General features: G+C 71.7%; 24 protein-coding genes. 7 read left to right on the forward strand and 17 right to left on the reverse strand.

The features are described from left to right. The first annotated feature begins 77 nt into the window (after positions 1 to 77). Positions 78 to 1,319 (forward strand): macrolide-inactivating glycosyltransferase, encoded by a 1,242-nt coding sequence (gene mgt / locus ACZ6BG_RS32525; RefSeq protein ID WP_469007979.1) that lies wholly within the window; start codon positions 78 to 80, stop codon positions 1,317 to 1,319. A 277-nt stretch (positions 1,320 to 1,596) separates the two neighbouring features. Next, positions 1,597 to 2,736, forward strand: coding sequence for a CDP-alcohol phosphatidyltransferase family protein (locus ACZ6BG_RS32530; protein WP_469007980.1), 1,140 nt, complete (start codon positions 1,597 to 1,599; stop codon positions 2,734 to 2,736). A gap of 8 nt (positions 2,737 to 2,744) precedes the next feature. On the opposite strand, the gene yczR is transcribed toward ACZ6BG_RS32530, so the two are convergent. Next, positions 2,745 to 4,205 carry a MocR-like transcription factor YczR gene (gene yczR, locus ACZ6BG_RS32535; RefSeq protein ID WP_469007981.1) on the reverse strand — a complete coding sequence of 487 codons (1,461 nt, stop codon included), beginning with the start codon at positions 4,203 to 4,205 and terminating at the stop codon, positions 2,745 to 2,747. Between the two features lie 110 nt (positions 4,206 to 4,315). On the opposite strand from yczR, the gene yczE reads away from it, so the two are divergent. Continuing rightward, positions 4,316 to 5,080, forward strand: a complete 765-nt coding sequence (yczE, locus tag ACZ6BG_RS32540; protein ID WP_469007983.1) for a membrane protein YczE — start codon at positions 4,316 to 4,318, stop codon at positions 5,078 to 5,080. On the opposite strand, the gene ACZ6BG_RS32545 is transcribed toward yczE, so the two are convergent. Continuing rightward, positions 4,989 to 7,268 (reverse strand): MMPL family transporter, encoded by a 2,280-nt coding sequence (locus tag ACZ6BG_RS32545; protein WP_469007985.1) that lies wholly within the window; start codon positions 7,266 to 7,268, stop codon positions 4,989 to 4,991. The genes yczE and ACZ6BG_RS32545 overlap by 92 nt on opposite strands. Before the next feature lie 471 nt (positions 7,269 to 7,739). On the opposite strand from ACZ6BG_RS32545, the gene ACZ6BG_RS32550 reads away from it, so the two are divergent. From ACZ6BG_RS32550 to ACZ6BG_RS32560, 3 genes are all read left to right on the forward strand, one after another. After that, entirely contained in the window at positions 7,740 to 8,948 is a 1,209-nt protein-coding gene (locus ACZ6BG_RS32550; RefSeq protein ID WP_469007987.1) for a S8 family peptidase, read from the forward strand. Positions 8,949 to 9,021: 73 nt separating this feature from the next. Then, positions 9,022 to 9,573: a DUF1697 domain-containing protein gene (locus ACZ6BG_RS32555; RefSeq protein WP_469007988.1), complete on the forward strand. Its 552-nt coding sequence runs from the start codon at positions 9,022 to 9,024 to the stop codon at positions 9,571 to 9,573. Further along, entirely contained in the window at positions 9,566 to 9,985 is a 420-nt protein-coding gene (locus ACZ6BG_RS32560) for a nuclear transport factor 2 family protein (protein WP_469007990.1), read from the forward strand. The genes ACZ6BG_RS32555 and ACZ6BG_RS32560 overlap by 8 nt, the downstream gene beginning before the upstream one ends. Here the strand turns inward: ACZ6BG_RS32560 and ACZ6BG_RS32565 are convergent. Further along, the gene (locus ACZ6BG_RS32565) at positions 9,957 to 10,886 is read right to left on the reverse strand and encodes a transglutaminase-like domain-containing protein (RefSeq protein ID WP_469007992.1); all 930 of its coding nucleotides are present in this window, start codon (positions 10,884 to 10,886) and stop codon (positions 9,957 to 9,959) included. The two genes, ACZ6BG_RS32560 and ACZ6BG_RS32565, sit on opposite strands and share 29 nt — an antisense overlap. 88 nt (positions 10,887 to 10,974) lie before the next feature. On the opposite strand from ACZ6BG_RS32565, the gene ACZ6BG_RS32570 reads away from it, so the two are divergent. Then, positions 10,975 to 11,976 carry a ketopantoate reductase family protein gene (locus ACZ6BG_RS32570; protein ID WP_469007993.1) on the forward strand — a complete coding sequence of 334 codons (1,002 nt, stop codon included), beginning with the start codon at positions 10,975 to 10,977 and terminating at the stop codon, positions 11,974 to 11,976. A gap of 30 nt (positions 11,977 to 12,006) precedes the next feature. On the opposite strand, the gene ACZ6BG_RS32575 is transcribed toward ACZ6BG_RS32570, so the two are convergent. The 14 genes from ACZ6BG_RS32575 to ACZ6BG_RS32640 all read right to left on the reverse strand — a co-directional run bounded on the left by ACZ6BG_RS32575 (position 12,007) and on the right by ACZ6BG_RS32640 (position 24,629). Next, entirely contained in the window at positions 12,007 to 12,543 is a 537-nt protein-coding gene (locus ACZ6BG_RS32575) for a GNAT family N-acetyltransferase (RefSeq protein ID WP_469007995.1), read from the reverse strand. Positions 12,544 to 12,775: 232 nt separating this feature from the next. After that, positions 12,776 to 13,582 carry a sirohydrochlorin chelatase gene (locus ACZ6BG_RS32580; protein ID WP_469007999.1) on the reverse strand — a complete coding sequence of 269 codons (807 nt, stop codon included), beginning with the start codon at positions 13,580 to 13,582 and terminating at the stop codon, positions 12,776 to 12,778. A 5-nt stretch (positions 13,583 to 13,587) separates the two neighbouring features. Further along, positions 13,588 to 14,496, reverse strand: a complete 909-nt coding sequence (locus ACZ6BG_RS32585; protein WP_469008002.1) for an ABC transporter permease — start codon at positions 14,494 to 14,496, stop codon at positions 13,588 to 13,590. After that, positions 14,483 to 15,298 carry an ABC transporter ATP-binding protein gene (locus ACZ6BG_RS32590; RefSeq protein ID WP_469008003.1) on the reverse strand — a complete coding sequence of 272 codons (816 nt, stop codon included), beginning with the start codon at positions 15,296 to 15,298 and terminating at the stop codon, positions 14,483 to 14,485. The genes ACZ6BG_RS32585 and ACZ6BG_RS32590 overlap by 14 nt, the downstream gene beginning before the upstream one ends. Positions 15,299 to 15,341: 43 nt before the next feature. Next, on the reverse strand, positions 15,342 to 16,472 hold the full coding sequence (locus tag ACZ6BG_RS32595; protein ID WP_469008006.1) for an ABC transporter substrate-binding protein: 1,131 nt from the start codon (positions 16,470 to 16,472) through the stop codon (positions 15,342 to 15,344). A gap of 233 nt (positions 16,473 to 16,705) precedes the next feature. After that, positions 16,706 to 18,061, reverse strand: a complete 1,356-nt coding sequence (locus ACZ6BG_RS32600) for a sulfate adenylyltransferase subunit 1 (RefSeq protein WP_469008008.1) — start codon at positions 18,059 to 18,061, stop codon at positions 16,706 to 16,708. 2 nt (positions 18,062 to 18,063) lie between these two features. Continuing rightward, positions 18,064 to 19,035 (reverse strand): sulfate adenylyltransferase subunit CysD, encoded by a 972-nt coding sequence (gene cysD, locus ACZ6BG_RS32605; RefSeq protein ID WP_469008010.1) that lies wholly within the window; start codon positions 19,033 to 19,035, stop codon positions 18,064 to 18,066. Further along, positions 19,032 to 19,634 (reverse strand): adenylyl-sulfate kinase, encoded by a 603-nt coding sequence (gene cysC / locus ACZ6BG_RS32610; RefSeq protein ID WP_469008011.1) that lies wholly within the window; start codon positions 19,632 to 19,634, stop codon positions 19,032 to 19,034. Before cysC ends, cysD begins: the two co-directional genes overlap by 4 nt. After that, the gene (locus tag ACZ6BG_RS32615) at positions 19,616 to 20,332 is read right to left on the reverse strand and encodes a phosphoadenylyl-sulfate reductase (RefSeq protein ID WP_469008013.1); all 717 of its coding nucleotides are present in this window, start codon (positions 20,330 to 20,332) and stop codon (positions 19,616 to 19,618) included. The genes cysC and ACZ6BG_RS32615 overlap by 19 nt, the downstream gene beginning before the upstream one ends. Continuing rightward, complete coding sequence (locus ACZ6BG_RS32620) at positions 20,329 to 20,508, reverse strand: hypothetical protein (RefSeq protein WP_385709073.1); 180 nt, start codon at positions 20,506 to 20,508, stop codon at positions 20,329 to 20,331. The genes ACZ6BG_RS32615 and ACZ6BG_RS32620 overlap by 4 nt, the downstream gene beginning before the upstream one ends. Then, positions 20,505 to 22,211 (reverse strand): nitrite/sulfite reductase, encoded by a 1,707-nt coding sequence (locus tag ACZ6BG_RS32625; RefSeq protein ID WP_468481087.1) that lies wholly within the window; start codon positions 22,209 to 22,211, stop codon positions 20,505 to 20,507. Before ACZ6BG_RS32625 ends, ACZ6BG_RS32620 begins: the two co-directional genes overlap by 4 nt. A gap of 114 nt (positions 22,212 to 22,325) precedes the next feature. Further along, complete coding sequence (locus tag ACZ6BG_RS32630) at positions 22,326 to 22,409, reverse strand: putative leader peptide (RefSeq protein ID WP_318657890.1); 84 nt, start codon at positions 22,407 to 22,409, stop codon at positions 22,326 to 22,328. Between the two features lie 210 nt (positions 22,410 to 22,619). Continuing rightward, positions 22,620 to 23,189 carry a GNAT family N-acetyltransferase gene (locus ACZ6BG_RS32635; RefSeq protein ID WP_469008015.1) on the reverse strand — a complete coding sequence of 190 codons (570 nt, stop codon included), beginning with the start codon at positions 23,187 to 23,189 and terminating at the stop codon, positions 22,620 to 22,622. Between the two features lie 138 nt (positions 23,190 to 23,327). Then, positions 23,328 to 24,629, reverse strand: a complete 1,302-nt coding sequence (locus ACZ6BG_RS32640; protein WP_469008183.1) for a GAF domain-containing protein — start codon at positions 24,627 to 24,629, stop codon at positions 23,328 to 23,330. Positions 24,630 to 24,744: the final 115 nt, after the last annotated feature.

Here is a 24,744-nt window from a genome sequence, read left to right on the forward strand (position 1 = left end):
GCCGCGAGGCCGTGCGGTACCGACCGTGCGGGGAAAAGGGGTTGCACGAGACGTATCGTCTCGTTTAAGGTCGGGGCATGACCACACCGCAGCGTGCCCATATCGCCATGTTCTCCATCGCCGCCCACGGGCACGTGAACCCGAGCCTCGAAGTGATCCGGGAACTCGTCGCCCGCGGCCACCGCGTCACGTACGCGATCCCGCACGCCTTCGAGGAGAAGGTCGCCGAGACCGGGGCCGAGCCCGTGCTCTACACCACCACGCTCCCGGGCCCCGACGCCGACCCGGAGGTCTGGGGCGACACCCTGATCGACAACATCGAGCCGTTCCTGGACGACGCCATCAACGCGCTGCCGCAACTCCTCGCGGCATACGAGGGCGACGAGCCGGACATCGTCCTGCACGACATCACCTCCTACCCCGCGCGCGTTCTCGCCCGCCGCTGGGGCGTCCCCGAGATCTCCCTCTCGCCGAACCTGGTGGCCTGGGAGGGGTACGAGGAAGAGGTAGGCGAGCCGCTCTACGCGCCGCTGCGGGAGACCGAGCGCGGCCGGGCGTACTTCGCGCGCTTTGAGGCCTGGCTGGCGGAGAACGGGATCACCCAGCACCACGACCCGTTCGTCGGCCGCCCGCCGCGCTCGCTCGTCCTGATCCCCAAGGCGCTGCAGCCGAACGCCGACCGGGTCGACGAGAGCGTGCACACCTTCGTCGGCGCCTGCCAGGGTGACCGCGCCGCGCAGGGGGAGTGGCGGCGCCCGGCGGACGCGGAGAAGGTGCTGCTCGTGTCGCTCGGCTCGGCTTTCACCAAGCAGCCCGGGTTCTACCGCGTGTGCGTCGAGGCCTTCGGCGACCTGCCCGGCTGGCACGTGGTGCTCCAGATCGGCAAGCACGTCGACATCGCCGACCTCGGCGACGTGCCCGCCAACGTCGAAGTGCACCGCTGGGTGCCGCAGTTGGCGATCCTGAAGCAGGCCGACGCCTTCATCACGCACGCGGGGGCGGGCGGCAGCCAGGAGGGCCTCGCCACGGGGACGCCGATGGTCGCCGTGCCGCAGGCCGTCGACCAGTTCGGCAACGCGGACATGCTCCAGGGTCTCGGGGTCGCCCGGCACCTGCCCATGGAGGAGGTCGACGCCGAGTCGCTGCGCGCGGCGGTCCTGGAGGTGGCGGCCGACCCCGAGGTCGCCCGCAGGCTCGACGAGGTGGGCGCGGGCATGGCGGGGGAGGGCGGCACGAAGATGGCGGCCGACCTGATCGAGGAGGAGATTGTGCGGGCCGGGCGTGGCGGCGCTGTGAAGGCCGGAGGCGGGGAGCGGTGACCGTTTGGTGGTGCTTCAAGGCGAGTTGGTGGCACTTCGGCATGAGCGTGGGGAGTGCCGACCGGGTGTGACGTAACGCTCCGCAACGCCATTCGGTAACGGCAGGGTCATTCGATAACGCTCGCATAACGCGCGTCCATCCTGGCTGGGCCATGGACCGGGTCTGTCTGTGTGACCCATAACCCCCGCCAAAGGTTGCGTTCGTAAGCGCTTGTTCCTTCCGTGAACGGCTACCTAGCGTGAGGTGAACTTCATTCGAACGCCAGGAAGTTGACCCATGTCACGACAGTCCGTGCGCCCCGATGTGCCGCCGCTCGCCGAGGTGCGCCGCATCACCCAGAAGAAGCGCGACGCGTGGTGGACGGTGATGCTCGTGGATCCGCTCGCCACGCCGCTGGTGCGGCTGACGGCGCGGTACACGAGGATCACGCCCAACCAGATCACCTGGGGCGCGTTCGTGCTCGGGCTCGTCTCGTCGGTGTGCTTCGCGTTCGGTGACTGGCGCTGGCTGGTGCTCGGCGCGGTGATCTACCACTTCAGCTTCGTCCTCGACTGCATGGACGGGAAGGTCGCCCGCCTGACCGGCACCGGTTCGGTCTTCGGCGCCTGGCTCGACTTCGTCTTCGACCGGATCCGGGTGATGGTGTGCGGGGTCGCCCTGATGGGCGGTCAGTACGCGCGCACGCACGACGAGACCTATATCTGGCTCGCGGTCGCCGTGGTCTTCCTCGACACCCTGCGCTACATCAACTCGCTGGAGATATTCAAGATCCGGCACACCATGCGCAAGCAGATCAAGGCGCGCGTACGGGCCGCCCGCCGGGCCGAGAACGCCGCGGAGCTGGCCTTCATGGAGGACCTGCTGCGGGACAACCCCGAGGCGGACGTGGAGCAGGACCTGGAGCGGGCGAAGGCGGAGGGGACCGGGTACGCGTCGGCGGAAGCGGCCGCCTTCGAGGGCGACGCCGGCTCCCGCGTCGAGTCGTACACGGACGCCGGTCCCCACGCCGAGTCGCACGCCGACTCCGGCTCCCGCGTCGAGTCGTACGCCGACGCCCACACCGACGCCCACGCCGACTCCGTCGACCCCGCCCCCGCGGCCGGCGGGAGCCGCCGCAAGGCCCAGGTCATCGACCTGCACCAGGAGTTCAGGGGCAAGTTCCCCGCGTACCTGCGGGCGCGCTCCTTCCTGCTGCGCCACCGCATCCGTACGCACCTGGTGAGCGGCATCGAGTTCCAGATGGGCGTCTTCATCATCGGCCCGCTGTTCGACGTGGTGATCCCCGCGACGATCGTGTCCGGCGCGCTGCTCCTGGTCTTCGAACTCGCCATCATCTACAAGCTGCTGCTCTCCACCCGCGACTTCACGCGGACGCTGGACTCCTTCGAGCAGCGCAAGGTCACGACGGCCGCGTAAGGCCCCGGCTAGGCGATCCAGTGCGGCCGACGGCCCGCCGGGGACGGCGGCAGGCCGTCGGCGAGGGTGGCCGCCATGCGGTGGACGGCCTCGCGGAGGGTGTCCGGGGACGTGGTGTACGGGATGCGCAGGCGCTGCTCGAACAGGCCCGGGTCGGGGGCGAAGCAGCCGCCGCCCTCGATCCGGACGCCGTAGTCGAGCACCCGCTCCGCGAGCGCCGAAGCGACCGGCGCGCCCAGGTCGACCCAGAGGGACAGGCCGCCGGACGGCAGCCGCCACGTCCACTGGGGGATGTGCTCGGTGAGGGCGGCGGCCAGGGCGGCGCGCTGCTCGCGGAGTTGCTCCAGGCGGCGCGGAAGCAACTCCCCGGCGCGGTCGAGCAGGGCGAGGGCCAGGAGCTGGTCCAGGACCGAGCCGCCCATGTCGGTGGCGACGCGCTGCCCGGCGAGTTCGGTGACGAGCCGCGACGGCGCCCGCAGCCAGCCGATGCGCAGGCCGCCCCAGTGCGTCTTGCTCATCGAGCCCACCGTGATGATCTCGCCGCCCGCGTCAGGACCGGCGTGGGAGGCCAGCGGCGCGGGTACGGGCACGTCGAGTGCCAGGTCGGCCAGGGCCTCGTCGACGACGAGCCAGGTCCCGGAGCGGTGCGCGGCCCGCAGCAGCCTCGCCCGGTCCGCCGCGGGCAGCAGGCAGCCCGTCGGATTGTGGAAGTCCGGGATCAGATAGGCGAGTCGGGGCACCGCCTGGCGCAGCGTCGACTCCATGATCTCGACGTCCCAGCCGGTGTCGGTCACCGGCACCGACACCGTGCGCAGCCGGGCCCGGCGCATCGCCTCCAAGGCGTTCGGGTACGACGGGCTCTCGACCAGGACCCGGTCCCCGGGCCGGCACAGCAGCCCCAGGACGAGGGTGAGCGCGTGCTGCGCGCCGGAGGTCACCAGGATCTGGTCCGGCACGGTGGCGAGGCCCCGCCGGGTGAACCGCTCGGCGACGGCGGCCCGCAGCTCGGGCAGGCCGTAGGGGTGGTAGCCGGGGGTGTGGGTGTGCTCGGCGAGTCGGGGCGTGACCTCGGCGAGCGCGTCGACGAGGACTTGCTCGGGCAGCGCGGGCGCTGCCCTCGCCAGGTCGATCGCGCTGTCGTGGGGCCGCAGGTGCCGGGTGACGCCGTGCGGTGCCCGGCCCTCCGGCAGCGCCGTCCACGTACCCGCACCCTGTCTGCTGTGTGCGTAGCCGCCCTCGCGCAGCAGGTCGTATACGGCCGTGACCGTCGCCCTGCTGGTGTTGAGGGCGGTGGCCAGCTCCCGTTCGGCGGGGAGCCGGACGTGCAGCGCGATCCGGCCGTCGAGGATCAGCGCGCCGATCGCCCGCGCCAGATGCCGGTACGCGGGCCGCGCGGCCGCCGGGTCCGGGAGCAGGGCGGCGAGTTGGCGGCTGCCCAGGGTCTGGTCCCGCGTCTCCCGCTCCGCCATACCATTCTCCCGGGATTGGCCATGTATTAAGGGCCAATCACTCTACAGACTCGCCGTCATTGGCCTTGCGGGCCGATGAGTCGTCCGACCATCTGTGGAGGCACCCCGGCATGCGGCACCCCGCCGACAGCGACACCGACCGCCCCGACCCCCGCTCCGGCGGCCGGAGCGCCCCCGGAACCGACCGGCGGCCGGGCCCCCGCACCCCCGCCCCGCCCCCGCTCACCTACCTCCCCCTCACCGAGCGCCCCCTGCGCCGCCTGCCCCAACTCCTCCTCGGCCTCACCCTCTACGGACTCAGCATCGGCGTCATGGTCAGGGCGGGGCTCGGCGTCAGTCCCTGGAGCGTCCTCAACCAGGGCGTCGAGCGTCACACCCCGCTGAGCTTCGGCACCGTCAGCGCCGTGGTCGGCGCGCTCGTGCTGCTGCTGTGGATCCCGCTCAGACAGCGGCCGAGGTTCGGCACGGGCGCCAACGTGATCGTCGTGGCGTACGCGTCGGACCTCGGCCTCTGGCTCGTACCGGCGGATCTGGACCTGTGGACCCGGATCGGCCTCCTCGTCGCGGGGATCCTCGCCAACGGGCTCTCCGTCGCGGTCTACGTGGGCGCCCGCTTCGGTCCCGGGCCCAGGGACGGCCTGATGACCGGCCTGGCCGCGCTGACCGGACGCTCCATCCGGTTCGTGCGCACCCTGATCGAGATCGCCGTGCTCGCCGTGGGCTGGCTGCTCGGCGGGAGCGTGGGGGTGGGGACCGTCCTCTACGCGCTCGCGATGGGGCCCGTCACCCAGTACTTCCTGCCGCGGTGGGCGTACGGGGCGCCTGAGGCTCCGCGGCGGGGGCGGTCCCGGCGGGCGCCGACTCGTCGTGGGTGAGGTCGGGCAGCCGGTCCAGCCAGCGCGGCAGATACCAGTTCCGCTCGCCGAGCAGCGCCATCACGGCGGGCAGGAGCACCCCGCGGATCACGGTCGCGTCGATGAGGACGGCGGCCGCGAGACCGACACCCATCTGCTTCATCGACTGCATGGAGAGCGTTCCGAAGATCGCGAACACCGCCACCATGATGACGGCGGCGCTGGTGACCACGCCCGCGGTGGTGACGACGCCATGCGCGATCGCGTCCCGTGTCGTACGCCCCTGGAGCCGCGCTTCCCGGATCCGCGAGACCACGAACACGTGGTAGTCCATCGACAGGCCGAACAGGATCACGAACAGGAACAGCGGCAGCCACGCGACGATCGCGCCCACGCCCTCCGCGCCGACGAGCGACGCGCCCCAGCCGTGCTGGAAGACCATGACGAGGATGCCGTAGGCCGCCCCCACCGACAGCAGGTTGAGGACGATCGAGGTGGCCGCGATGACGAGGGAGCGGAAGGAGAGCAGCATCAGCAGGAACGCGAAGACCACCACGAAGGCGAAGACGGGCGGCACGGACGAGCTGATCTGTTCGTTGAAGTCCTTGGAGGAGGCGACCTGGCCGGTCACGGGAGCCTCGACGCCGTCCACCTTCCCGAGCGTCGCGGGCCGCACCTCGTCGCGGATCAGCGTCAGGCTCTTCGCCGCCTCGTCCTGGTCGGAGCCGCCGACCAGGGGCACGCTCAGGACGGCCACGTTCTCCTTCTTGTGCAGGGCCACCTCCACCGGCCCCTTCGACGCGCCGGAACTGACCGCCTGCTCGCGGAAGTCGGCGATGGCCCTGGTGACGGCGGGGGCGCCGATGTCGTCCGCCTTCACGACCACCTCGGCGGGCTCCGCACCCCCGGGGAACGCCTCGTTCACCCGCTCGTACGTCGCCACGATCGGCAGTGAGTCACCGAACTCCTGGTCCAGGGTCAGCTCCTGGGTCTTCATGCCGAGCGCGGGCAGCGCGATGGCCGCGAGCGCGCCCGCCGCGACCACCGTCCACAGCAGCGGCCGCCGCAGCACCCCGCCGACCACGGTCCGCCACAGCCTGCTCTCTGCCACGTCCGTCCGGCCGGCCTTCGCCCGGCGCCGCAGGAACGGCAGGCGCCCCTTCTCCACCCGCTCGCCGAGCAGCGAGAGCAGGGCGGGCAGGACCGTCACCGAGCCGACCATCGCCACGGCGACGACCATCAGCGAGGCCAGGCCCATCGCCTGGAAGTCGGTGATGCCGGTGAAGAGCATGCCCGCCATCGCCACGCACACCGTGATGCCGGAGACGACCACGGCCCGGCCGCTGGTCGCCGCCGCGATCCGCAGCGCCGTCTGCGCGTCGCGGCCCTTCTCCCGCTCCTCGCGTTCGCGCCGCAGATAGAACAGGCAGTAGTCGACGCCCACGGCGAGCCCGACGAGCAGCATCACCGAGTTCGCCACGTCGCTCATCGGCTGGACGTGGCTCACCAGCGCCATCAGGCCCATCGTCGCCACGATCGCGGATATCGCGAGCAGCACCGGAAGCAGCGCCGCCACCAGGGCGCCGAACACGATCAGCAGAATGCCGAAGGCCACCGGCACGGCGGAGTACTCGGCCTGCTTGAAGTCGTCGCCGAAGGCGTCGTCGAACGTCTTCTCCATGCTGGCGCCGCCGATCTGCTCGATCCGCAGCCCCGCGTCCTCGTGCCGGTCCGCCACGCCCTCGACGGCCTTCAGGACCGGCTCGACCCGGTCCGCGGAGTCGTCGGGGTCGCCGCGCAGGTCCATCTGGACGAGCGCGCTGCGGCCGTCCTTGGAGACCGTGCCGGAGGTGTAGGGGGAGGTGACGGCCGAGGCCTCGCCGGTGCCCCGTACCGCCTTGATGACGTCGTCGACGGCGGCGCGGAAGCGCGGGTCCGTGGACTTCGGGCCGTCGCCGCCGCGGGTCTGCACGAGCACCGTCTCGCCGGTCGGCTCCTCGACGCCCGCGTCGTCGGTGATCCGCTGCGCCTGGCTGGTCTCGCCCTTCAGGTCGCCCTCCGGCGCCTCCGCCCGGCCCACGGCCGAACCGGCACCCATGGCCAGGACGACGAACAGAACCCAGATGCCGACCGCCGCCCAGCGGTGCCGTGCGCTCCAGCCACCGGCCCGTGCGGCGAAGCCCCGCACGGGTGTCCCTGTGCTGCTCATGATGGAGCCCGCCCCCCCCGTCGTGCGGCGGCACCCTGCCACCACCGTGCTCCCGACGCTAGGGCGGTACGCGCGCCGCCTCATCGTGCCCGCAGGTGAACCGCCGCCCGACCGAGGGAGGAGACGGGCCACTCAAGCCCCCTACATCTATCGGGGACTTGGCACCTACACCCACTCGGGAAGCACCGCGCACCACGGTCACGAGACCCCCTCAGACGGATGTATACGTTCCATCGTGTCCGATCTGCCACTGCGAACCCTTTTTGTTATTACGGAACCTTGTTGAACAAGTCACAGGCGCATGAAGGTATTGATCTGCGCGCGTCATTCAGACAAGGTTTCGTCCCAACGCCCAAAGATCTTCAGTTCTTTCGGAGTTCCCAGGGCGCCGCAGCCATGGCTGCGCACGGCACGAAAAGCTTTGAATCCCCCCACATCCCCCCACAACGCACCACGAGGAGACCCCTCTTCATGGCAACTCACAAGCGTGCTCGCACGATGAAGCTCACCGCTGCGATAGCCACCGCCGCCACCGCGGTGGGCGTGACCGTCTTCGCAGGATCGTTCGCAGGTGCGTCGACTCCCGCGGAGGGCAAGGTCTACGGCGCCGACGCGAAGGGCGCCGTCGACGGCAGCTACATCGTGCTGCTCGACGAGAAGGCCAACAAGGAAGCCAAGTCCGACCTCGCCCAGGAGTACGGCGGCAAGCTCAGCCGCAACTACTCCTCGGCCGTCAACGGCTTCGCCGCCAAGAGCCTGTCCGAGACCGAGGCCAAGCGCCTCGCCGCCGACCCGGCCGTCGGCAAGGTCGTGCAGAGCAAGAAGTTCTCCATCGACGCCACCCAGGACAACCCGCCGTCGTGGGGCCTGGACCGCATCGACCAGGCCGACACGGCCGGCGACAAGAAGTACACCTACCCCGACGCCGCCGGCGAGGGCGTCACCGCGTACGTCATCGACACCGGCGTCCGCGTCAGCCACAAGGACTTCGGCGGCCGCGCCACCTCCGGCTTCGACGCGATCGACAACGACGACAACGCCGACGACGGCAACGGCCACGGCACCCACGTCGCGGGCACCATCGCCGGTGACGCGCACGGCGTCGCCAAGAAGGCGAAGATCGTCGCCGTCCGCGTCCTCGACGACCAGGGCTCCGGCACCACCGAGCAGGTCGTCGCGGGCATCGACTGGGTCACCAAGAACCACCAGGGCCCCTCCGTCGCCAACATGAGCCTCGGCGGCGGCGCCGACGAGGCCCTGGACGAGGCAGTCAAGAAGTCCATCGCCGCCGGTGTCACCTACGGCGTGGCCGCGGGCAACGAGTCCAGCGACGCCGGTCAGGGCTCCCCGTCCCGCGTCAAGGAGGCCATCACGGTCGCCTCCTCGACCAAGGACGACGAGCAGTCGGACTTCTCCAACTTCGGCTCCGTCGTGGACATCTACGCCCCGGGCTCGGACATCACGTCCGCCTGGAACACCGGCGACGACGCCACCAAGACGATCTCCGGCACCTCGATGGCGACCCCGCACGTCGTCGGCGCCGCCGCCGTCTACCTCGGCGCCCACAAGGACGCCACGCCCGACGCCGTCGCCAAGGCCCTGACCGACGGTGCCACGCCGGACAAGATCTCCAACCCCAGCGAGGGCACCCCCAACAAGCTCCTGAAGGTCGTCGAGTAGTCACGGCCCTGAAGAAGCCGGCGGTCGTCGTGCCCACCCCCACGGGGCACGGCGACCGCCTTATCGTGTCCGCATGGCGACGAAGATCTACGCGGCGCTGCTGCGCGGCATCAATGTGGGCGGCGGCAGGAAGGTGCCCATGGCGCGCCTGCGCGCGCTCCTCGAAGGGCTCGGCCACGGCGGCGTGGCCACGTATCTGCAGAGCGGCAACGCCGTCTTCACCGCGGACCACGGCGACGAGGAGAGCCTGGCCGCCGAGCTGACCGCGGCCCTGGCGGCGGAATTCGGCTTCCACGTGGACGTCCTGGTGCGCGACGCCGCGTATCTGAAGGCCGTGGCCGACGCCTGCCCCTTCCCCGCCGACACGCTCGAAGGCAAGCAACTGCACGCCACCTACTTCTCCGCGCCCGTCGACGCCGCCCGCTTCGCCGCCCTCGACCAAGCGGCCTTCCTGCCGGAGGAGTTCCGCCTCGGCGACCGCGTGCTGTATCTGTACGCCCCCGACGGCCTCGGCCGCTCCAAGCTCGGCGAAGCCCTCGCGCGCCCCGCACTCACCAAAGGGCTCATCGCCACCAGCCGCAACTGGAACACCGTCACCAAGCTCGTGGAGCTGACCGATGCCTGACACGCCCGCCACGCCAGGACTGCCCGATCTGCCCGGCCGCTCGCCCGCCGTCGAGGCCGCCATCGAGAACGAGCTGCGCCTCCTCGACCCCGAAGTGCGGGCCTCACCGGCGCTGTTCGGCGCGCTGCTGCACCCGGAGTTCACCGAGTTCGGCGCGTCCGGCGCCCGCTGGGACCGGGAGTCGATCGTCAAGGTGCTCACCGCCCGGCCCGAGCCGGGCGGCCGCCCCACCACGACCTGCCGCATGCGGGGCGTCGAGCTCGCCGAGGGCGTGGTGCACCTGACCTTCGACACCGACACCAACGGCCGTGCGGTGCACCGCAGTTCACTGTGGCGGCGCACCGACGACGGCTGGCTGCTCTGGTTCCATCAGGGCACCCCGTTCACCCCCGAGGAGCCCCCGACAGACTGACGGTGCGCATGCCGAGGTACGTGGAGTGCGAGACGACCTCGGCCGGGACGGCCAGGCGCGGATCGGCGAGCAGCCGGCGCACCGCGTCCGGCCGCCGGGCGTCCTCGGCCCGCCCGGCGGCCGAGGTCACGGCGGCCACCTCGTCGAGGAGTGCCAGGTCCGCGGCCGTGACCTCCTCGTCGCCCTTCTCCATCACGCCCCAGCCGTCCCACGGCAGCGCCTCCACACCGCCGAGCGCCGCCAGATCCGCCACCACGTCGGACCGCACCAGGCCGAGCCCCTTGATCTCCGGGACGGTGCTCACCCCGAACGTGTCCGGGTCCGCCCGCCCCTCCCGGCACGCCCGCCACGCCTCACCACCCACCACGAACTGCTCCCGCGGTACGTCCATGGGGTCGAAGTCGATGTCGTACAGACGGTTGCCCAACGTGACCTCCACAAGCAACTGCGCGTCCGCGAGCACCCAGCCGCGCCCGGCCGTCCAGAACTCGGTCACCCAGTGGTTGTCGTGGAACCCCGCCTGGAAGTACGTGCCGTAGCCGCACCGCAGGCGCGCCGGGGTGCCGGTGGTCCGGAGCAGCGAGCACAGCAGCAGCGCGAAGTCCCGGCAGGTGCCCACGAACCGCTCCGCCGGTTTCCGGGGCTCGGTCAGCGGCGCGGTGCCGCGCTCGCCGAGGATCCGCAGCAGCTCGGCGGCGTACCGGGACTCGGCGTCCTCGCGCATCCGCTCCGCGGGCACCGCGTAGCCGAACCTGGCGCCCTCCTCCCGGTGCAGGACGACGCCCCGCACGAGGGCGGCGAGCGCGGCCGGGTCCCGGGGGAGCGGGGCGGGGCCGACGAGGGCGTCGAGGTGGGGGCCGGGAGCCGTGTACGGGCTCTGGGTCAGGTAGTCGCTGTCCATGGCGGGAGCGTGGAGTCTGCCCCTGGGGCAAGGTCAAGATACGGAAAGATCTTGACCGTTCACCTGTTCGCTGTGTCAGGCTCGCGCCATGCGCTACATCATCATCGGAGCGGGGGCCATCGGCGGCAGCGTCGGCGGGCGCCTCGCCGAGGCGGGTCATGAGGTCGTCCTGGTCGCGCGCGGCGCGCACCACGAGGCGCTGCGGGACCGCGGGCTCACCCTCAGAACACCCGACGGGACCCGCACCCACCGGCCGCCCGTCGTCCAGCACCCCGCCGAACTCGGCGAACTCCGCGCCGACGACGTGCTCGTCCTCGCCGTGAAGACCCAGGACGCCGAAGCCGCCCTCGATGCCTGGGGCTCCCGGCCCGTCGCGGGCGGCACGACCGCCGCCGAGGCGCTGCCGCTGGTCTGCGCGCAGAACGGCGTCGAGAGCGAGCGGATGGCACTGCGCCGGTTCCGCCGCGTGTACGGCATGTGCCTGTTCCTGCCCGCCACGTACGTCGAGCCCGGCACCGTCTCCGCCGCCGGTGCCCCCTACACGGGCATCCTGCACCTCGGCCGCTACCCGGCGGGCACCGACGACACCGCGCGCCGCGTCGCCGCCGACCTGGAGAGCGCCAAGCTGCTCGCTCCCGTCGTCGCCGACGTGATGCGCTGGAAGTACGGCAAGCTCCTCGGCAACCTCGCCAACGCCGTCGAGGCGCTCACCGGACCCCTCACCGACGAGGACGCCCTCGCCGTCCTGAAGCGCGCCCGCGCCGAGGGCGAGGCCGTGCTGGCCGCCGCCGGGATCGAGGCGGTCGGCGAGCAGGAGCAGCGCGAGGCCCGCGGCGACCGCGTCGTCCTCGAACCGCTCCCCGGCGCGCCCCGTGGCGGCGGCTCCTCCTGGCAGAGCCTCAGCCGCGGCACCGGCACCATCGAGGCCGACTACCTCAACGGCGAGATCGCGCTCCTGGGCCGCCTGCACGGCGTTCCGACCCCGGTGAACGACGTGTTGCGGCGCCTCGCCAACGAGTTCGCGCGGGAGCGCAGGGAGGCGGGGTCGATGCCGGTGGCGGAGCTGGTCGCGCTGGTGGAGAAGGGGTAGCTCGCGGGGACGCGGGGCCGCGTCGTGGGGTCACGTCGGCCAGTCCGAGGCCCGCGACGTGAACTGGAGCGTCGTGCTCCCGTCGTCCTCGCGCACCTCGCGGCCCTGCGTGAAGCCGAGCCGCTTCAGCACGGTCACGGACGGCGTGTTGAGGGCGTCGACGGTCGCGTGCACTTCGGCAAGGCCCATGGTGCGGTGGCCGTGGTCGGTGAGCAGACGGGCCACCTCCGTGCCGAGGCCGAGCCCCCAGCCGTCCCGGGAGAGCCCGTACGCGATCTCGTGCCCGTCCAGCCACGGCTCGGGCGACGGCTTGATCTCCGCGTGGCCCGTGTACCGGCCGTCGTGCCGCACCGCCCACACCGGGAAGCGCTCCTCCTCGTACACGATGCTGAACAGCCGCGCGAACAGCGCCCGGTCCGCCTCCGCGCTGCGCGTCCGGTCGCCGGACCGGCGGCCCACGGTCTCGTCCTGGAACAGGGCCACGAAGTCCGACTCGTCGGACGCGACATAGGAGGAGAGCACGAGGCGCTCGGACCGCAGTTCGAGGGAGAACGGCTCGGACGTCATCCGCGAGACGGTATTGGGGGGTACGGGTCCCCGCAAGCGGTTTCTGGCCGGGGGCCTGGGCAAGATCAGGTCACGGTTGGTGGGGGTTTGTTTTCACCTGCGGGGCGGTGGGGGCTGGGCGCGCAGTTCCCCGCGCCCCTTGCGGGGCCGGTCGTGGTGTTTCGTCTGCGGGTGGTGGAGGTTGCGCGCGCGGTACCCCGCGCCCCTTGCGGGGCGCTTCCTGGGGCCGTGGTCAGCCTGCGGCTCGTAGGGCGGGGGGTGGCGGGGCCGTGATGTTCCTCGCACGGGTGGGTGGGTGGGAGAGATCCGCCGCGAAGCGGTGGCACGAGTCGAAGCGGTCCAGGAGGAGGTGGGCCACCAGGGGGGAGTCCCCCAGCACGTCCGCGAGGACATCCGCCTCGGCCGCGCCCCGGGCGATCCGGTCGGGCAGGAAGCCCGGGGCGAGGACGTACGGCGCTACGGCGACCCGGCGTACCCCGGGCGTGGCACGGAGCAGGCGCACCGCCTGCTCCGTGCGGGGAAGAGTCGCGGAGGCGAACGCAGGCCGCACGGCGCACCAACCGGTGTGCCGCCACTCCCGCGCGATGTCAGCGATCACTGCGATCGCCTCCGGGTCGGTGGAGCCCGCCGAGGCCAGGACGACCCCGGTCGTGGGCTTGTCGGCGGGGTCGAGCCCCGCCTCGTACAACCGCGTCTCGAGCGCGGTGAGGAGCAGCGGCGAGGGGCCGAGCACCCCGGCCTGGCGCACCCGCAGGCCCGGCGGCGCCTCCCGCAGCACCGCCGGGATGTCGGCCTTCGCGTGGAAGGCGCGGGTGAGGAGGAGGGGCAGCGCGACGACGTCACGTACCCCCTCCTCGGCGAGGGAGCCGAGGACGGACGGCACGGACGGGGTGTTGAAGTCGAGGAACCCGACTTCCACCCGAAGGCCGGGCCGCAGGTCCCGCACCGTGCGCAGGAGCGCCCGCACACTCGCGGCATGCCGCGGATCACGGCTGCCGTGGGCGACGACCAGCAGGACGGGACGGTACGGAGGGCGCATGGGGATCAGCTCTTCACCAGCAGGCCGCGGCTGCGCAGCACCCACCGCTCAAGGGGACTGAAGATGAGCAGGTCGATGGCGATGCCGACGATCAGAATGAGCAGGATGGCGAGGAAGACCTGGGACATGCTGCTGTTGGTGCGGCCCGCTTCGAGGAGCTGGCCGAGGCCGATGCCCAGGTCGGGGGACTGCGCGATGATCTCCGCGGCCATCAGGGAGCGCCAGGAGAACGCCCACCCCTGCTTCAGGCCCGCCACGTAGCCGGGCAGCGCCGCGGGCATGACGATGTGCCAGGCGCCGCGCAGCCCCCGCGCGCCGAGGGTGCGCCCCGCCCGCAGGACCAGCGGCGGGATCTGGTCGACGCCCGCGACCAGGCCGTTGGCGATGGAGGGCACCGCGCCGAGCAGGATCACCGCGTACATCATGGAGTCGTTGAGCCCCAGCCAGATCACGGCCGGCGGTACCCACGCCACCGACGGCAGCGACTGCAGGCCGGACAGGATCGGGCCGATGGCCGCCCGCACGAAGCGGATTCGCGCCACGATCAGGCCGAGCGGGGTGCCGATGGCGAGGGCCATCAGGAAGCCGAACAGGCCGCGCTCGACGCTCGTCCAGATGTACTCGAGCAGGGTGCCCTGCCGCCAGGAGGCCTCGACCTCGTCCCACACCGCCGACGGCGCGGGCAGCTTGTAGCTGTCGGTGACCTTCGCCCAGACCAGGATCTGCCACACCACGAGGACGAGGACGACGGCGGTGATCGGCGGCAGGACCTTCTGGACCAGGGTCTCGCGCAGCGGTGTGCGCCGCGTCTGCACCGTGTCCAGGGCGTCCAGGCCCGCCTCGAGACCGGCCAGGTCGTGCGTGTCCGCCGGGCCGTCCGACTTCGCGGGCGTCGTCGTGTCAGTGCTGCCCATGGCGGCGGATCTCCCCACGCAGTTGTTCGGTGATCTCGACGGAGAGTTCCGCCACGGCCGTGTCCTCGATGCGGCGCGGCTGCTCGATGTCGACCTGCCACTCGCGCGCCACCCGGCCGGGCCGCGACGAGAGCAGCACGACGCGCTGGGCGAGCCGCACCGCCTCGCGGACGTTGTGCGTGACGAACAGGACCGAGACACCGGTCTCGCGCCAGACGCGCATCAGCTCGTCGTGCAGGACGTCCCGGGTGATGGCGTCGAGGGCCGCGAACGGCTCGTCCATCAGCAGGAGTTGGCTGTCCTGGGCGAGCGCGCGGGCCAGCGCCACGCGCTGGCGCATGCCGCCGGACAGCTCGTGCACCCGCTTGCCGTGGGCGCCCTTCAGGCGGACCAGGGCGAGCAGTTCCTCCGCCCTGGGCCGCCGCTCCGCCTTCGGCACGCCGCGCAGCCTGAGGGCCAGTTCGATGTTCTTGCCCGCGGTCAGCCACGGGAACAGCGCGTGCTCCTGGAACATCAGGGCGGGCCGCCCGTCGGTGGTGATGGTGCCCGCGGTGGGCCGGTCGAGTCCGGCCGCGAGGTTCAGCAGCGTCGACTTGCCGCACCCGGAGGCTCCCAGGAGGGTGACGAACTCACCGCGCGCGACATCGAGCGTGATGTCGTCGAGGACGAGCTGCTGCCCCGCCGGGGTGGCGAAGGACTTCGAGACGTGCTCGATGCGCGCGGCGACGTCGAGCGTCGCGACCTCGTCGACGGCACCTTCCGCGGACTTGGCGGGTGTGGTCTTGGTGAGCGTGGTGGCCATGGTCGTCACCTCCTGGGATACCTGAACAGGCTCTGTTCCGTGCCTACTTGACGCCGAGTCCGGCGTCGTCGACCGCGGGCCTGCCCGCCGCCTTCAGGACCTTGCCGAGCGGCTTCAGGTCGTAGATGCCCTTCAGGTCGGGCTTCTCCAGCAGGCCCGCCTTGACCGCGTGGTCGGCCTCGGTGTCGAGCGTCGCGGCCAGCGGGTCGTCGGTGAACTGGATCGACTTCCAGGCCGGGTCGATGACCTCGGTCGGCAGCGCCTTGCCGGAGAGCTGCTTCAGCTTGGCGTTGGCCGCGGCCTTCGCCTTCTGGGGGTTGTCCTTGATGAACTGGTTGGTCTTCACCGAGCCCCGCAGGACCGCCTCGACGACCTTCGGGTGCTTCTTCAGGAACTCCTGCGACACGATGATGTTGGTGATCACGAACTTCTTGTCCGGCCACAGGTCGGACTCGTCCAGGAGCACCTTGCCGCCCTCGGCGACCAGCTTGGACGCGGTCGGCTCCGGCACCCACGCGCCGTCGATCGAGCCGGACTTGTACGCGTCCGGGGTGATCTTGTTGTCGGTGCGGACCACGGAGACGTCGCCCCTGCCGCTCTGGGCGTCGACCTTCCAGCCCTTCTCCTTCACCCAGTTGAGGAAGGCCACGTCCTGGGTGTTGCCGAGCTGCGGTGTGGCGATCTTCTTGCCCTTGACGTCGTCGAGGGACTTGACCTTCTCGGGGTTCACCACGAGCTTCACGCCGCCGGACGCCGAACCGCCGATGATGCGCAGGTTCTTGCCCTGGGACTTGGTGTAGCCGTTGATCGCCGGGGACGGGCCGATCCAGCCGATGTCGATGGACTTCGAGTTCAGCGCCTCGATCTCCGAGGGACCGGCGTTGAACTGCGCGTACGTCGCCTTGGTGCCGCCCAGCTCCTTCTGCAGGATGCCTTCCTGGTCGCCGACCAGTGCCGTGCCGTGCGTGAGGTTCGGGAAGTACCCGATCTTCACCGTGTCCAGGCCCTCGATCTTCTTCGCGTTGGCGGCGATCCTGGCCTTGCCGCTGTCGTCGGAGTCGGAGTCCGAGCCGTAGCCGCAGGCGGAGAGGGTCAGGGCGAGCAGGGGGAGCGCGGCGGCGGCTGCGAGGGCGCCGCGGCGGCGGGCGGTGCGGGACGAGCGGGAGGCGAGCACGGGAGGTGTTCCTCTCGTTGGCCCGGCGGTCACAGCCTCAGGGCGTGGCCGGGAGCAGGTCGGCGGATCTTCGTCTGCGTGCGAAGGGGCGGCGGGGGGTGCGGGCGCGCATGCGGTGCGCGTACGTCAGCGCGCACATCGCGCGACCCCGCCCTGCCCGCTGCCCAGCGCGCCGCTGCCGACGCGTCCGCCCTCCTTGGCGAACGTCGCGTACACATCGATGGAGGTCATGGTCAGAAGTCCCAGCCCTCGTCGTCCGCGGGGGCGCCGTGGGCGTCCTCTGCCTTGGCGAAGGCCTCGCCCGCCATGCCCGCGGCCAGCGTCGTGCCGTCCGCCGGGTCGATGAGCAGGAAGGAGCCGGTGCGGCGCGAGTCGGCGTACGCGTCGAGCGCGAGCGGCTCCGCGGTGCGCACCAGGACCCGGCCGATGTCGTTGGCCACGAGCTGCCCGGGGTTCGGATGCTGGGACAGGTCGTCCAGCGTGAGCCGGGACGGGATCTGCTTCACGATCGCCTTGACCGTGCGGGTGGTGTGCTTGAGCAGCACCCGCTGGCCCACCACGAGCGGGGTGTCCGCGACATGGCAGACGGTCGCCGCGATGTCCTGGGTGGTCGACGGCGTATCACTGCTCGGGACGATCAGATCACCCCGTGAGACGTCGATGTCGTCCTCCAGGAGCACGGTCACGGACTGCGGGGTCCACGCCACGTCCACGGGCTTGCCGAGCAGGTCGATGCCCGCGACCTTCGACGTCCGGCCCGACGGCAGCACGGTGACCGACTCGCCGACCCGGAAGGTGCCCGCGGCGATCTGGCCCGCGTACCCCCGGTAGTCCGGGTGCTCGGCGGTCTGCGGCCGGATCACGTACTGCACCGGAAGGCGTGCGTGGCAGCTCGTCAGGTCGTGGCTGACGGGCACGGTCTCCAGGTGTTCGAGGACCGTCGGGCCGCCGTACCAGTCCATGTTCGACGACGGCTCCACCACGTTGTCCCCGGCGAGCGCCGAGATCGGAATCGCGGTGATCTCCGGAACCCCCAACTCGCCCGCGTACGCGGTGAATTCCTCCGCGATCCTTGCGAACACCGGCTCCGCGTACGCGACCAGGTCCATCTTGTTCACGGCGAGCACCACGTGCGGCACGCGCAGCAGGGCCGCGACGGCGGCGTGCCTGCGGGTCTGCTCGATGACGCCGTTGCGGGCGTCGACGAGGACCACCGCGAGGTCGGCCGTCGAGGCGCCGGTGACCATGTTGCGGGTGTACTGCACATGGCCCGGGGTGTCCGCGAGGATGAAGCGACGCCGGGGCGTGGCGAAGTAGCGGTACGCCACGTCGATGGTGATGCCCTGCTCCCGCTCGGCCCGCAGGCCGTCGGTGAGCAGCGCCAGGTCCGGGCCCTCGGCGCCGCGGCTGCGCGAGGCGTGCTCGACGGCCTCCAGCTGGTCGGCGAGGACCGACTTGGAGTCGTGCAGGAGACGCCCGACGAGCGTGGACTTGCCGTCGTCGACGGAGCCCGCGGTGGCGAACCGCAGCAGCGTGGTCGCGGACAGACCGGCGAGTTCCCCGGCGGCGGTGTCGATGGTGCTGGTCATGGCTAGAAGTACCCCTCGCGCTTGCGGTCTTCCATCGCGGCCTCGGAGAGCTTGTCGTCGGCGCGGGTCGCGCCGCGCTCGGTGAGCCGGGACGCGGCGATCTCGGTGATCACGGCCGCGAGCGTGGTCGCGTCGGAGTCGACGGCGCCGGTGCAGGACATGTCGCCGACCGTGCGGTAGCGCACCCGGCGCCGCTCGACGTCCTCGCCGTCCTTCGGGCCGCCCCAGTCGCCCGCGGTCAGCCACATGCCGGAGCGCTTGAAGACGTCCCGCTCGTGCGCGAAGTAGATCTCCGGCAGCGCGATGGACTCGCGGGCGATGTACTGCCACACGTCCAGCTCGGTCCAGTTGGACAGCGGGAAGACCCGGACGTGCTCGCCGGGGGCGTGCCGGCCGTTGTAGAGCTGCCACAGCTCGGGGCGCTGGCGGCGCGGGTCCCACTGCGAGAACTCGTCGCGCAGCGAGAACACCCGCTCCTTGGCGCGCGCCTTCTCCTCGTCGCGCCGCCCGCCGCCGAAGACCGCGTCGAACCGCTCGGCCTGGATCTTCTCGGTGAGCGGCAGCGTCTGCAGCGGGTTGCGGGTGCCGTCGGGACGCTCGCGAAGCACCCCGCGGTCGATGTAGTCCTGCACGGACGCCACGTGCAGGCGCAGCCCGTGCTCCGCCACCACCCGGTCGCGGTACTCGATGACCTCGGGAAAGTTGTGCCCGGTGTCGACGTGCAGGAGTGCGAAGGGGACCGGCGCGGGGGCGAAGGCCTTCAGCGCCAGATGCAGCATGACGATGGAGTCCTTGCCGCCGGAGAACAGGATCACCGGCCGCTCGAACTCGCCCGCGACCTCGCGGAAGATGTGCACGGCCTCGGACTCCAGGGCGTCCAGGTGCGACAGCGCGTACGGGCTGTCGCTCACCGGACTCCCGTCGGCGTCACCGGAGTTCCCGGTGCCCTCGTTGACGCTGGCGGCGGTCGTCATGACAGACCCCTTTCGTTGAGCAGCGCGAGAACAGCCGCCGCGGACTCCTGCACGGTCTGGTCCTGGGACTCGATGCGCAGATCGGGCGACTCGGGCTCCTCGTACGGGTCGTCGACGCCGGTGAGCCCCGATATCTCGCCCGCGGCCTGCTTGGCGTACAGGCCCTTCACATCCCGTACGGAGCAGACCTCCACCGGCGTGGCCACGTGCACCTCCAAGTAGGCGGTGCCGCCCGCCTGGTGGCGCTTGCGGACCGCCTCGCGGCTGTCCGTGAACGGAGCGATCACCGGGACCAGCGCCAACACGCCGTTGCGGGCGAGGAGTTCGGCGACGAAGCCGATGCGCTGGACGTTGGTGTGCCGGTCCTCGCGGCTGAAGCCGAGGCCCGCGGAGAGGAACTCGCGGATCTCGTCGCCGTCGAGGACCTCCACCCGGTGGCCGCCCGCGCGCAGGGTGCGCGCCAGCTCGTGGGCGATGGTGGTCTTGCCCGCGCTGGGCAGGCCCGTGAGCCAGACGGTGGCTCCGGTCACGTGGGTCTCCTGAAAGCTCTGGGGGTCTTTCGCAGCTGTCTGACGGGGCGTCATCCGTGCAGCCCGCATTCGGTCTTGGCGCGTCCCGCCCAGCGTCCGGCGCGCGCGTCCTCGCCGTCGAGGAGGCGCCGGGTGCACGGCGCGCAGCCCACGGAGCCGTAGCCGTCCATGAGCAGCGGATTGGTGAGGACGCCGTGCTCGGTGACGTACGCGTCCACGTCGTCCTGCGTCCAGCGGGCTATCGGCGAGACCTTGACCTTCCGGCGCTTCTCGTCCCAGCCGACGACCGGCGTGTTCGCGCGGGTCGGGGACTCGTCGCGACGCAGGCCCGTCGCCCACGCGACGTACCCGGTCAGGCCCTCTTCGAGGGGCTTGACCTTGCGCATCGCGCAGCACAGGTCCGGGTCGCGCTCGTGCAGCCGGGGGCCGTACGCGGCGTCCTGCTCGGCCACGGTCAGCTCCGGCGTGAGCGTGATGACGTTCACGTCCATGACGGCCTCGACGGCGTCGCGGGTGCCGATGGTCTCCGGGAAGTGGTAGCCGGTGTCGAGGAACACCACGTCCACGCCGGGCCGGGCGCGCGCGGCCAGATGGGCGACCACCGCGTCCTCCATCGACGACGTCACGCAGAACCGCGCGCCGAAGGTGTCCGCGGCCCAGCGGAGGATGTCGAGCGCGGAAGCGTCCTCCAGGTCGCGCCCGGCCTGCTCGGCGAGCGCCCGCAGCTCGGCCGCGGCCGCTGTGTCGGGCTCCTGAGCTGTTGTCATATCGGTTCCCCTCCAGGGTCGTTGCGCTGAAGTCCACGGGTCAGCAGCCCGAGGAACTTCAACTGGAAGGCGCGGTTGCACGCCGCGCATTCCCACGCGCCGTGGCCCTGCTCGCTCGGACGCAGGTCCTCGTCGCCGCAGTAGGGGCAGTAGAAGGGGGCGGCGCGCTCGCTCACGACAGCGCCTCCTCGGAGGCCCGCGCCGCCCAGGTGGCGAACCGCTCGCCGTCCTCGCGCTCCGCCTGGAACCGCTTGAGCACGCGCTCCACGTAGTCCGGCAGCTCGGCGGAGGTGACCTTCAGGCCGCGCACCTTGCGGCCGAACCCGGCCTCCAGGCCGAGCGCGCCGCCGAGGTGCACCTGGAAGCCCTCGACCTGGTTGCCGTCGTCGTCGAGGACGAGCTGGCCCTTGAGGCCGATGTCGGCGACCTGGATGCGGGCGCAGGCGTTCGGGCAGCCGTTGATGTTGATGGTGATCGGCTCGTCGAACTCCGGGATGCGGCGCTCCAGTTCGTCGATGAGGGAGGCGCCGCGCGCCTTCGTCTCGACGATCGCGAGCTTGCAGAACTCGATTCCGGTGCAGGCCATGGTGCCGCGCCGGAACGACGACGGACGGACCGTCAGGTCCAGCGACTCCAGGCCCTCGACCAGCGAGTCGACCTGGTCCTCGGCCACGTCGAGCACGATCATCTTCTGCTCGACGGTGGTCCGCAGGCGGCCCGAGCCGTGCGCGGCGGCCAGGTCGGCGATCTTCGTCAGTACGGTGCCGTCGACGCGGCCCACGCGCGGGGCGAAGCCGACGTAGAACCTGCCGTCCTGCTGCCGGTGCACGCCGACGTGGTCGCGCCAGCGCTGGACCGGCTGGGCGGGGGCCGGGCCGTCGGCCAGCTTGCGCAGCAGATACTCGTCCTCGAGGACCTGGCGGAACTTCGCCACGCCCCAGTCGGCGACGAGGAACTTCAGCCGGGCCCGGGTGCGCAGGCGGCGGTAGCCGTAGTCCCGGAAGATCGAGATGACGCCCTCGTAGACGTCCGCCACGTCCTCCAGGGGCACCCATGCGCCGAGCCGCTGGCCGATCTTGGGGTTGGTGGACAGGCCGCCGCCGACCCACAGGTCGAAGCCGGGGCCCAGCTCGGGGTGGACGACGCCGACGAACGCGATGTCGTTGATCTCGTGCGCCACGTCCAGGAGCGGCGAGCCGGAGATCGCGGACTTGAACTTGCGGGGCAGGTTCGAGAAGGCCGGGTTGCCGACGATGCGGCGCTGGATCTCGTCGACGGCGGGCGTGCCGTCGATGATCTCGTCCTCGGCGATGCCCGCGACGGGCGAGCCGAGGATGACGCGCGGGGTGTCGCCGCAGGCCTCGGTCGTGGACAGGCCCACGCCCTCGAGACGGCGCCAGATCTCCGGCATGTCCTCGATGCGGATCCAGTGGTACTGGATGTTCTGCCGGTCGGTGATGTCGGCGGTGCCGCGCGCGAACTCCTGCGAGATCTCGCCGATCACGCGCAGCTGGTCGGTGGTGAGGCGGCCGCCGTCGACGCGCACCCGCAGCATGAAGTACTCGTCGTCCAGCTCCTCCGGCTCCAGGATCGCGGTCTTGCCGCCGTCGATCCCGGGCTTGCGCTGGGTGTACAGACCCCACCAGCGCATCCGGCCGCGCAGGTCGTTCGGGTCGATGGAGTCGAAACCGCGCTTGGAGTAGATCGTCTCAATGCGTGTCCGCACATTGAGACCGTCGTCGTCCTTCTTGAACTGCTCGTTTCCGTTGAGCGGGGTGAAGTGACCGACCGCCCACTGGCCCTCGCCACGGTGGCGGCTCGCCTTGCGCCGGGGCGCGCGCGGGGCGGCGGTCGCGGTGTCTTCAGGGTTGGCAGCCATGGGTGGTGTCCTTCACAGCGGGCTGAGAACGGCTCTGACCTGCACACTCGCGCAGAAGGCGCGGCGGTGCGCGGGGATGGGGTCAGACAGGGGAATGCGGCGGTGCTGGGTTTCTCAGCTCGCCGGACACATGGCGCTGGACATGCGGCCGAGGTCGACGTGACGTCGACTCACCAAGGCGGTTCCAGCTCGAGACATGACGGAAGCGTGGCACGCGCCTTTCGGCGCAGTCCACCTCTGTCCGTATCCTGGACTTCTACGTCTCGCATCTTGGGCGGAACATGGGGGGCTGCGCTCCCTTTCCCCTGCCTTTTCGGCGCTCCGCGCCTCGTGCTCAAGCGCCGGACGGGCTTAATTCCCCGCCCTGCGGGCGGGGCAGGGGCGGGTGGGCGGGGAGCGAACAGCCCGTCAGCCGAGCCGCGCCCCGGGCCACGGGCCCGGCGTGACCTGCTCGGGCTGCTCCGTGACCTCCGTGTCGAAGAGGCGGAACCCCCGCCGCAGATAGTTGTCCATCGCGTGCTCCCCGTCGAGGCTGCACGTGTGCACCCACACCCGCTTCGTCGGCGCCCGCTCGGGCCACCGCTCCGCGAGGTCCCACGCGCGGGCCGTCCCGTACGAGAGGAGGTGCCCGCCGATCCGCCGTCCCCGGAAGGCGGGGATCAGGCCGAAGTAGAGGATCTCGACGACGCCGTCGTCCTGCGGGTCCAGCTCCACGTACCCGGCGGGGGTACCCCTGTCGTACGCCACCCACGTCTCCACGCCCGGACGGGCCAGGTGCTCCTGCCACTGCGCGTAGCTGAGGGAGAGCCGGTCCACCCAGGTGATGTCGCCGCCGACGGCGGAGTACAGGAACCGGCTGAACTCGGGCGAGGGCACCTCGGCCCGCACGATCCGAACGTCGCCGTCCGGGGCGGCGGCCGGGAGCAGATCGGTGCGGGCGGTCTGTTCGAGGGACCAGGTGGTGACGGGGATGCTCATGCCGGTCAGGCAATCATGGGCGGCGCCGACGGGCCAAGGCGGATCCTCCGGCGGGCGCGAGCCGCACGCGCGGACCGTGGAGCGGACGGTTCCGGACCGCATGACTCGTGTAAGTCGACCCAGCGGGCCGCGCCCCCGTCAAGGCTCCGCCGTCGCCCGCGCGCGCAGCACCGCGGGGGCGAGGGAGTGCGGGAGCAGCCGGGAGGGGTCGTCGGGGAGCAGCAGTTGGACGTCCGTGTCCTCCTGGAAGCGGTACGGGCGGTGGGCGAGCAGGCCGCCCAGATAGCGCCGCACGCGGGACAGCTCCGCGCGGACCGTCACCGTGCGCGCCGGATCGCCGAACAGGTCCGCGGCGAGCTCCGCGGCGGTCCGGCCCGAGCGGTGCACGGCGAGCAGATACAGCAACTCGGCGTGCCGGGGCGACAGTTCATGGGTCCAGCAGTCCGCGCTGCCGGTGACGGTGACCGTCCAGCGGTGCGGCGCCGCGACGTCCACCACCACCCGCGTCCCGGCCCCCGGCCCGGCCACGTCCCGCTCCTCGTCGTCGAGGCGCAGCAGCCAGCCGCCGGGCAGCGGCGCCACCGTGCACATGCCGAGCGCGGGCAGCCGGGCGCGGCCGTCGGCGAGGGACTTGGGCAGGGCGAGCCGGTCCACCGGCGGCATCCCCGTGACCGCCGCCGTCCAGCCGTGGCTGTCCACCGCGACGGCCCGCCCGGCCATCCGGGCGAGCACCGGCGCGGCCACCGAGCGCAGCCGGTCCAGGGCCGTCAGATGCGCCTCGCGCAGCCGTGCCTCGGCGAGCTTGGCGACCGAGGAGACCAGGGCGAGCGTCGCCGGGTGCATGGTGTCGAGCGGCCCGCTGATGTCGACCACACCGAGCAGCCGCCCGTCCCTCGGGTCGCTGATCGGCGCGCCCGAACAGGTCCAGCGGTGGTGCGTGCGCACGAAGTGCTCGGCGGAGAAGACCTGCACGGGGCGCCTGGCCACCAGCGGCGTGCCGACGCCGTTCGTGCCGACGATGCTCTCCCGCCAGTCGGCGCCTATCTCGAAGCCGTGCCCGTCGGCCATCCGCAGCACCGACTTGTTGCCCTCGCGCCACAGCAGCCGCCCCTCGGCGTCCGCGACGACCATGATGTGCTGCGCGACGTCCGCGACCGAGAGCAGCCCCTCGCGCAGCACCGGAAGCACATGTCTGAGCGGCGACGCCTGCCGCCGCCGTTCCACCTCGTCCGTGCTCAACACGCCCGAGCGGAAGTCGTGTTCGGGGTCGACGCCGCTCGCCAGCATCCGGTCCCAGGACGCCCCGATCTCGGGGCGGGGCCCGACACGGGGCCGCTGCCCGGCGATCCTGGCGTCGCGCACCTCCCGCAGCAGCCGTGCGGCCTGCGCGGTCTTCACGGCCGTCAGCCGTTCGAGGTCGAACGTCGCGTGCGTGTTCATCACCGGTTCCTCCCGCTCCCCGAGCCCGCCGACAGAGGGGGACACGTCATCCATCGTGCCCTTCCGGGCACGCCGAGGGACATGCTTCACCCAGGTCGTACGATCCCGGACCCGC

Source organism: Streptomyces sp. NPDC041205 (assembly GCF_055591765.1).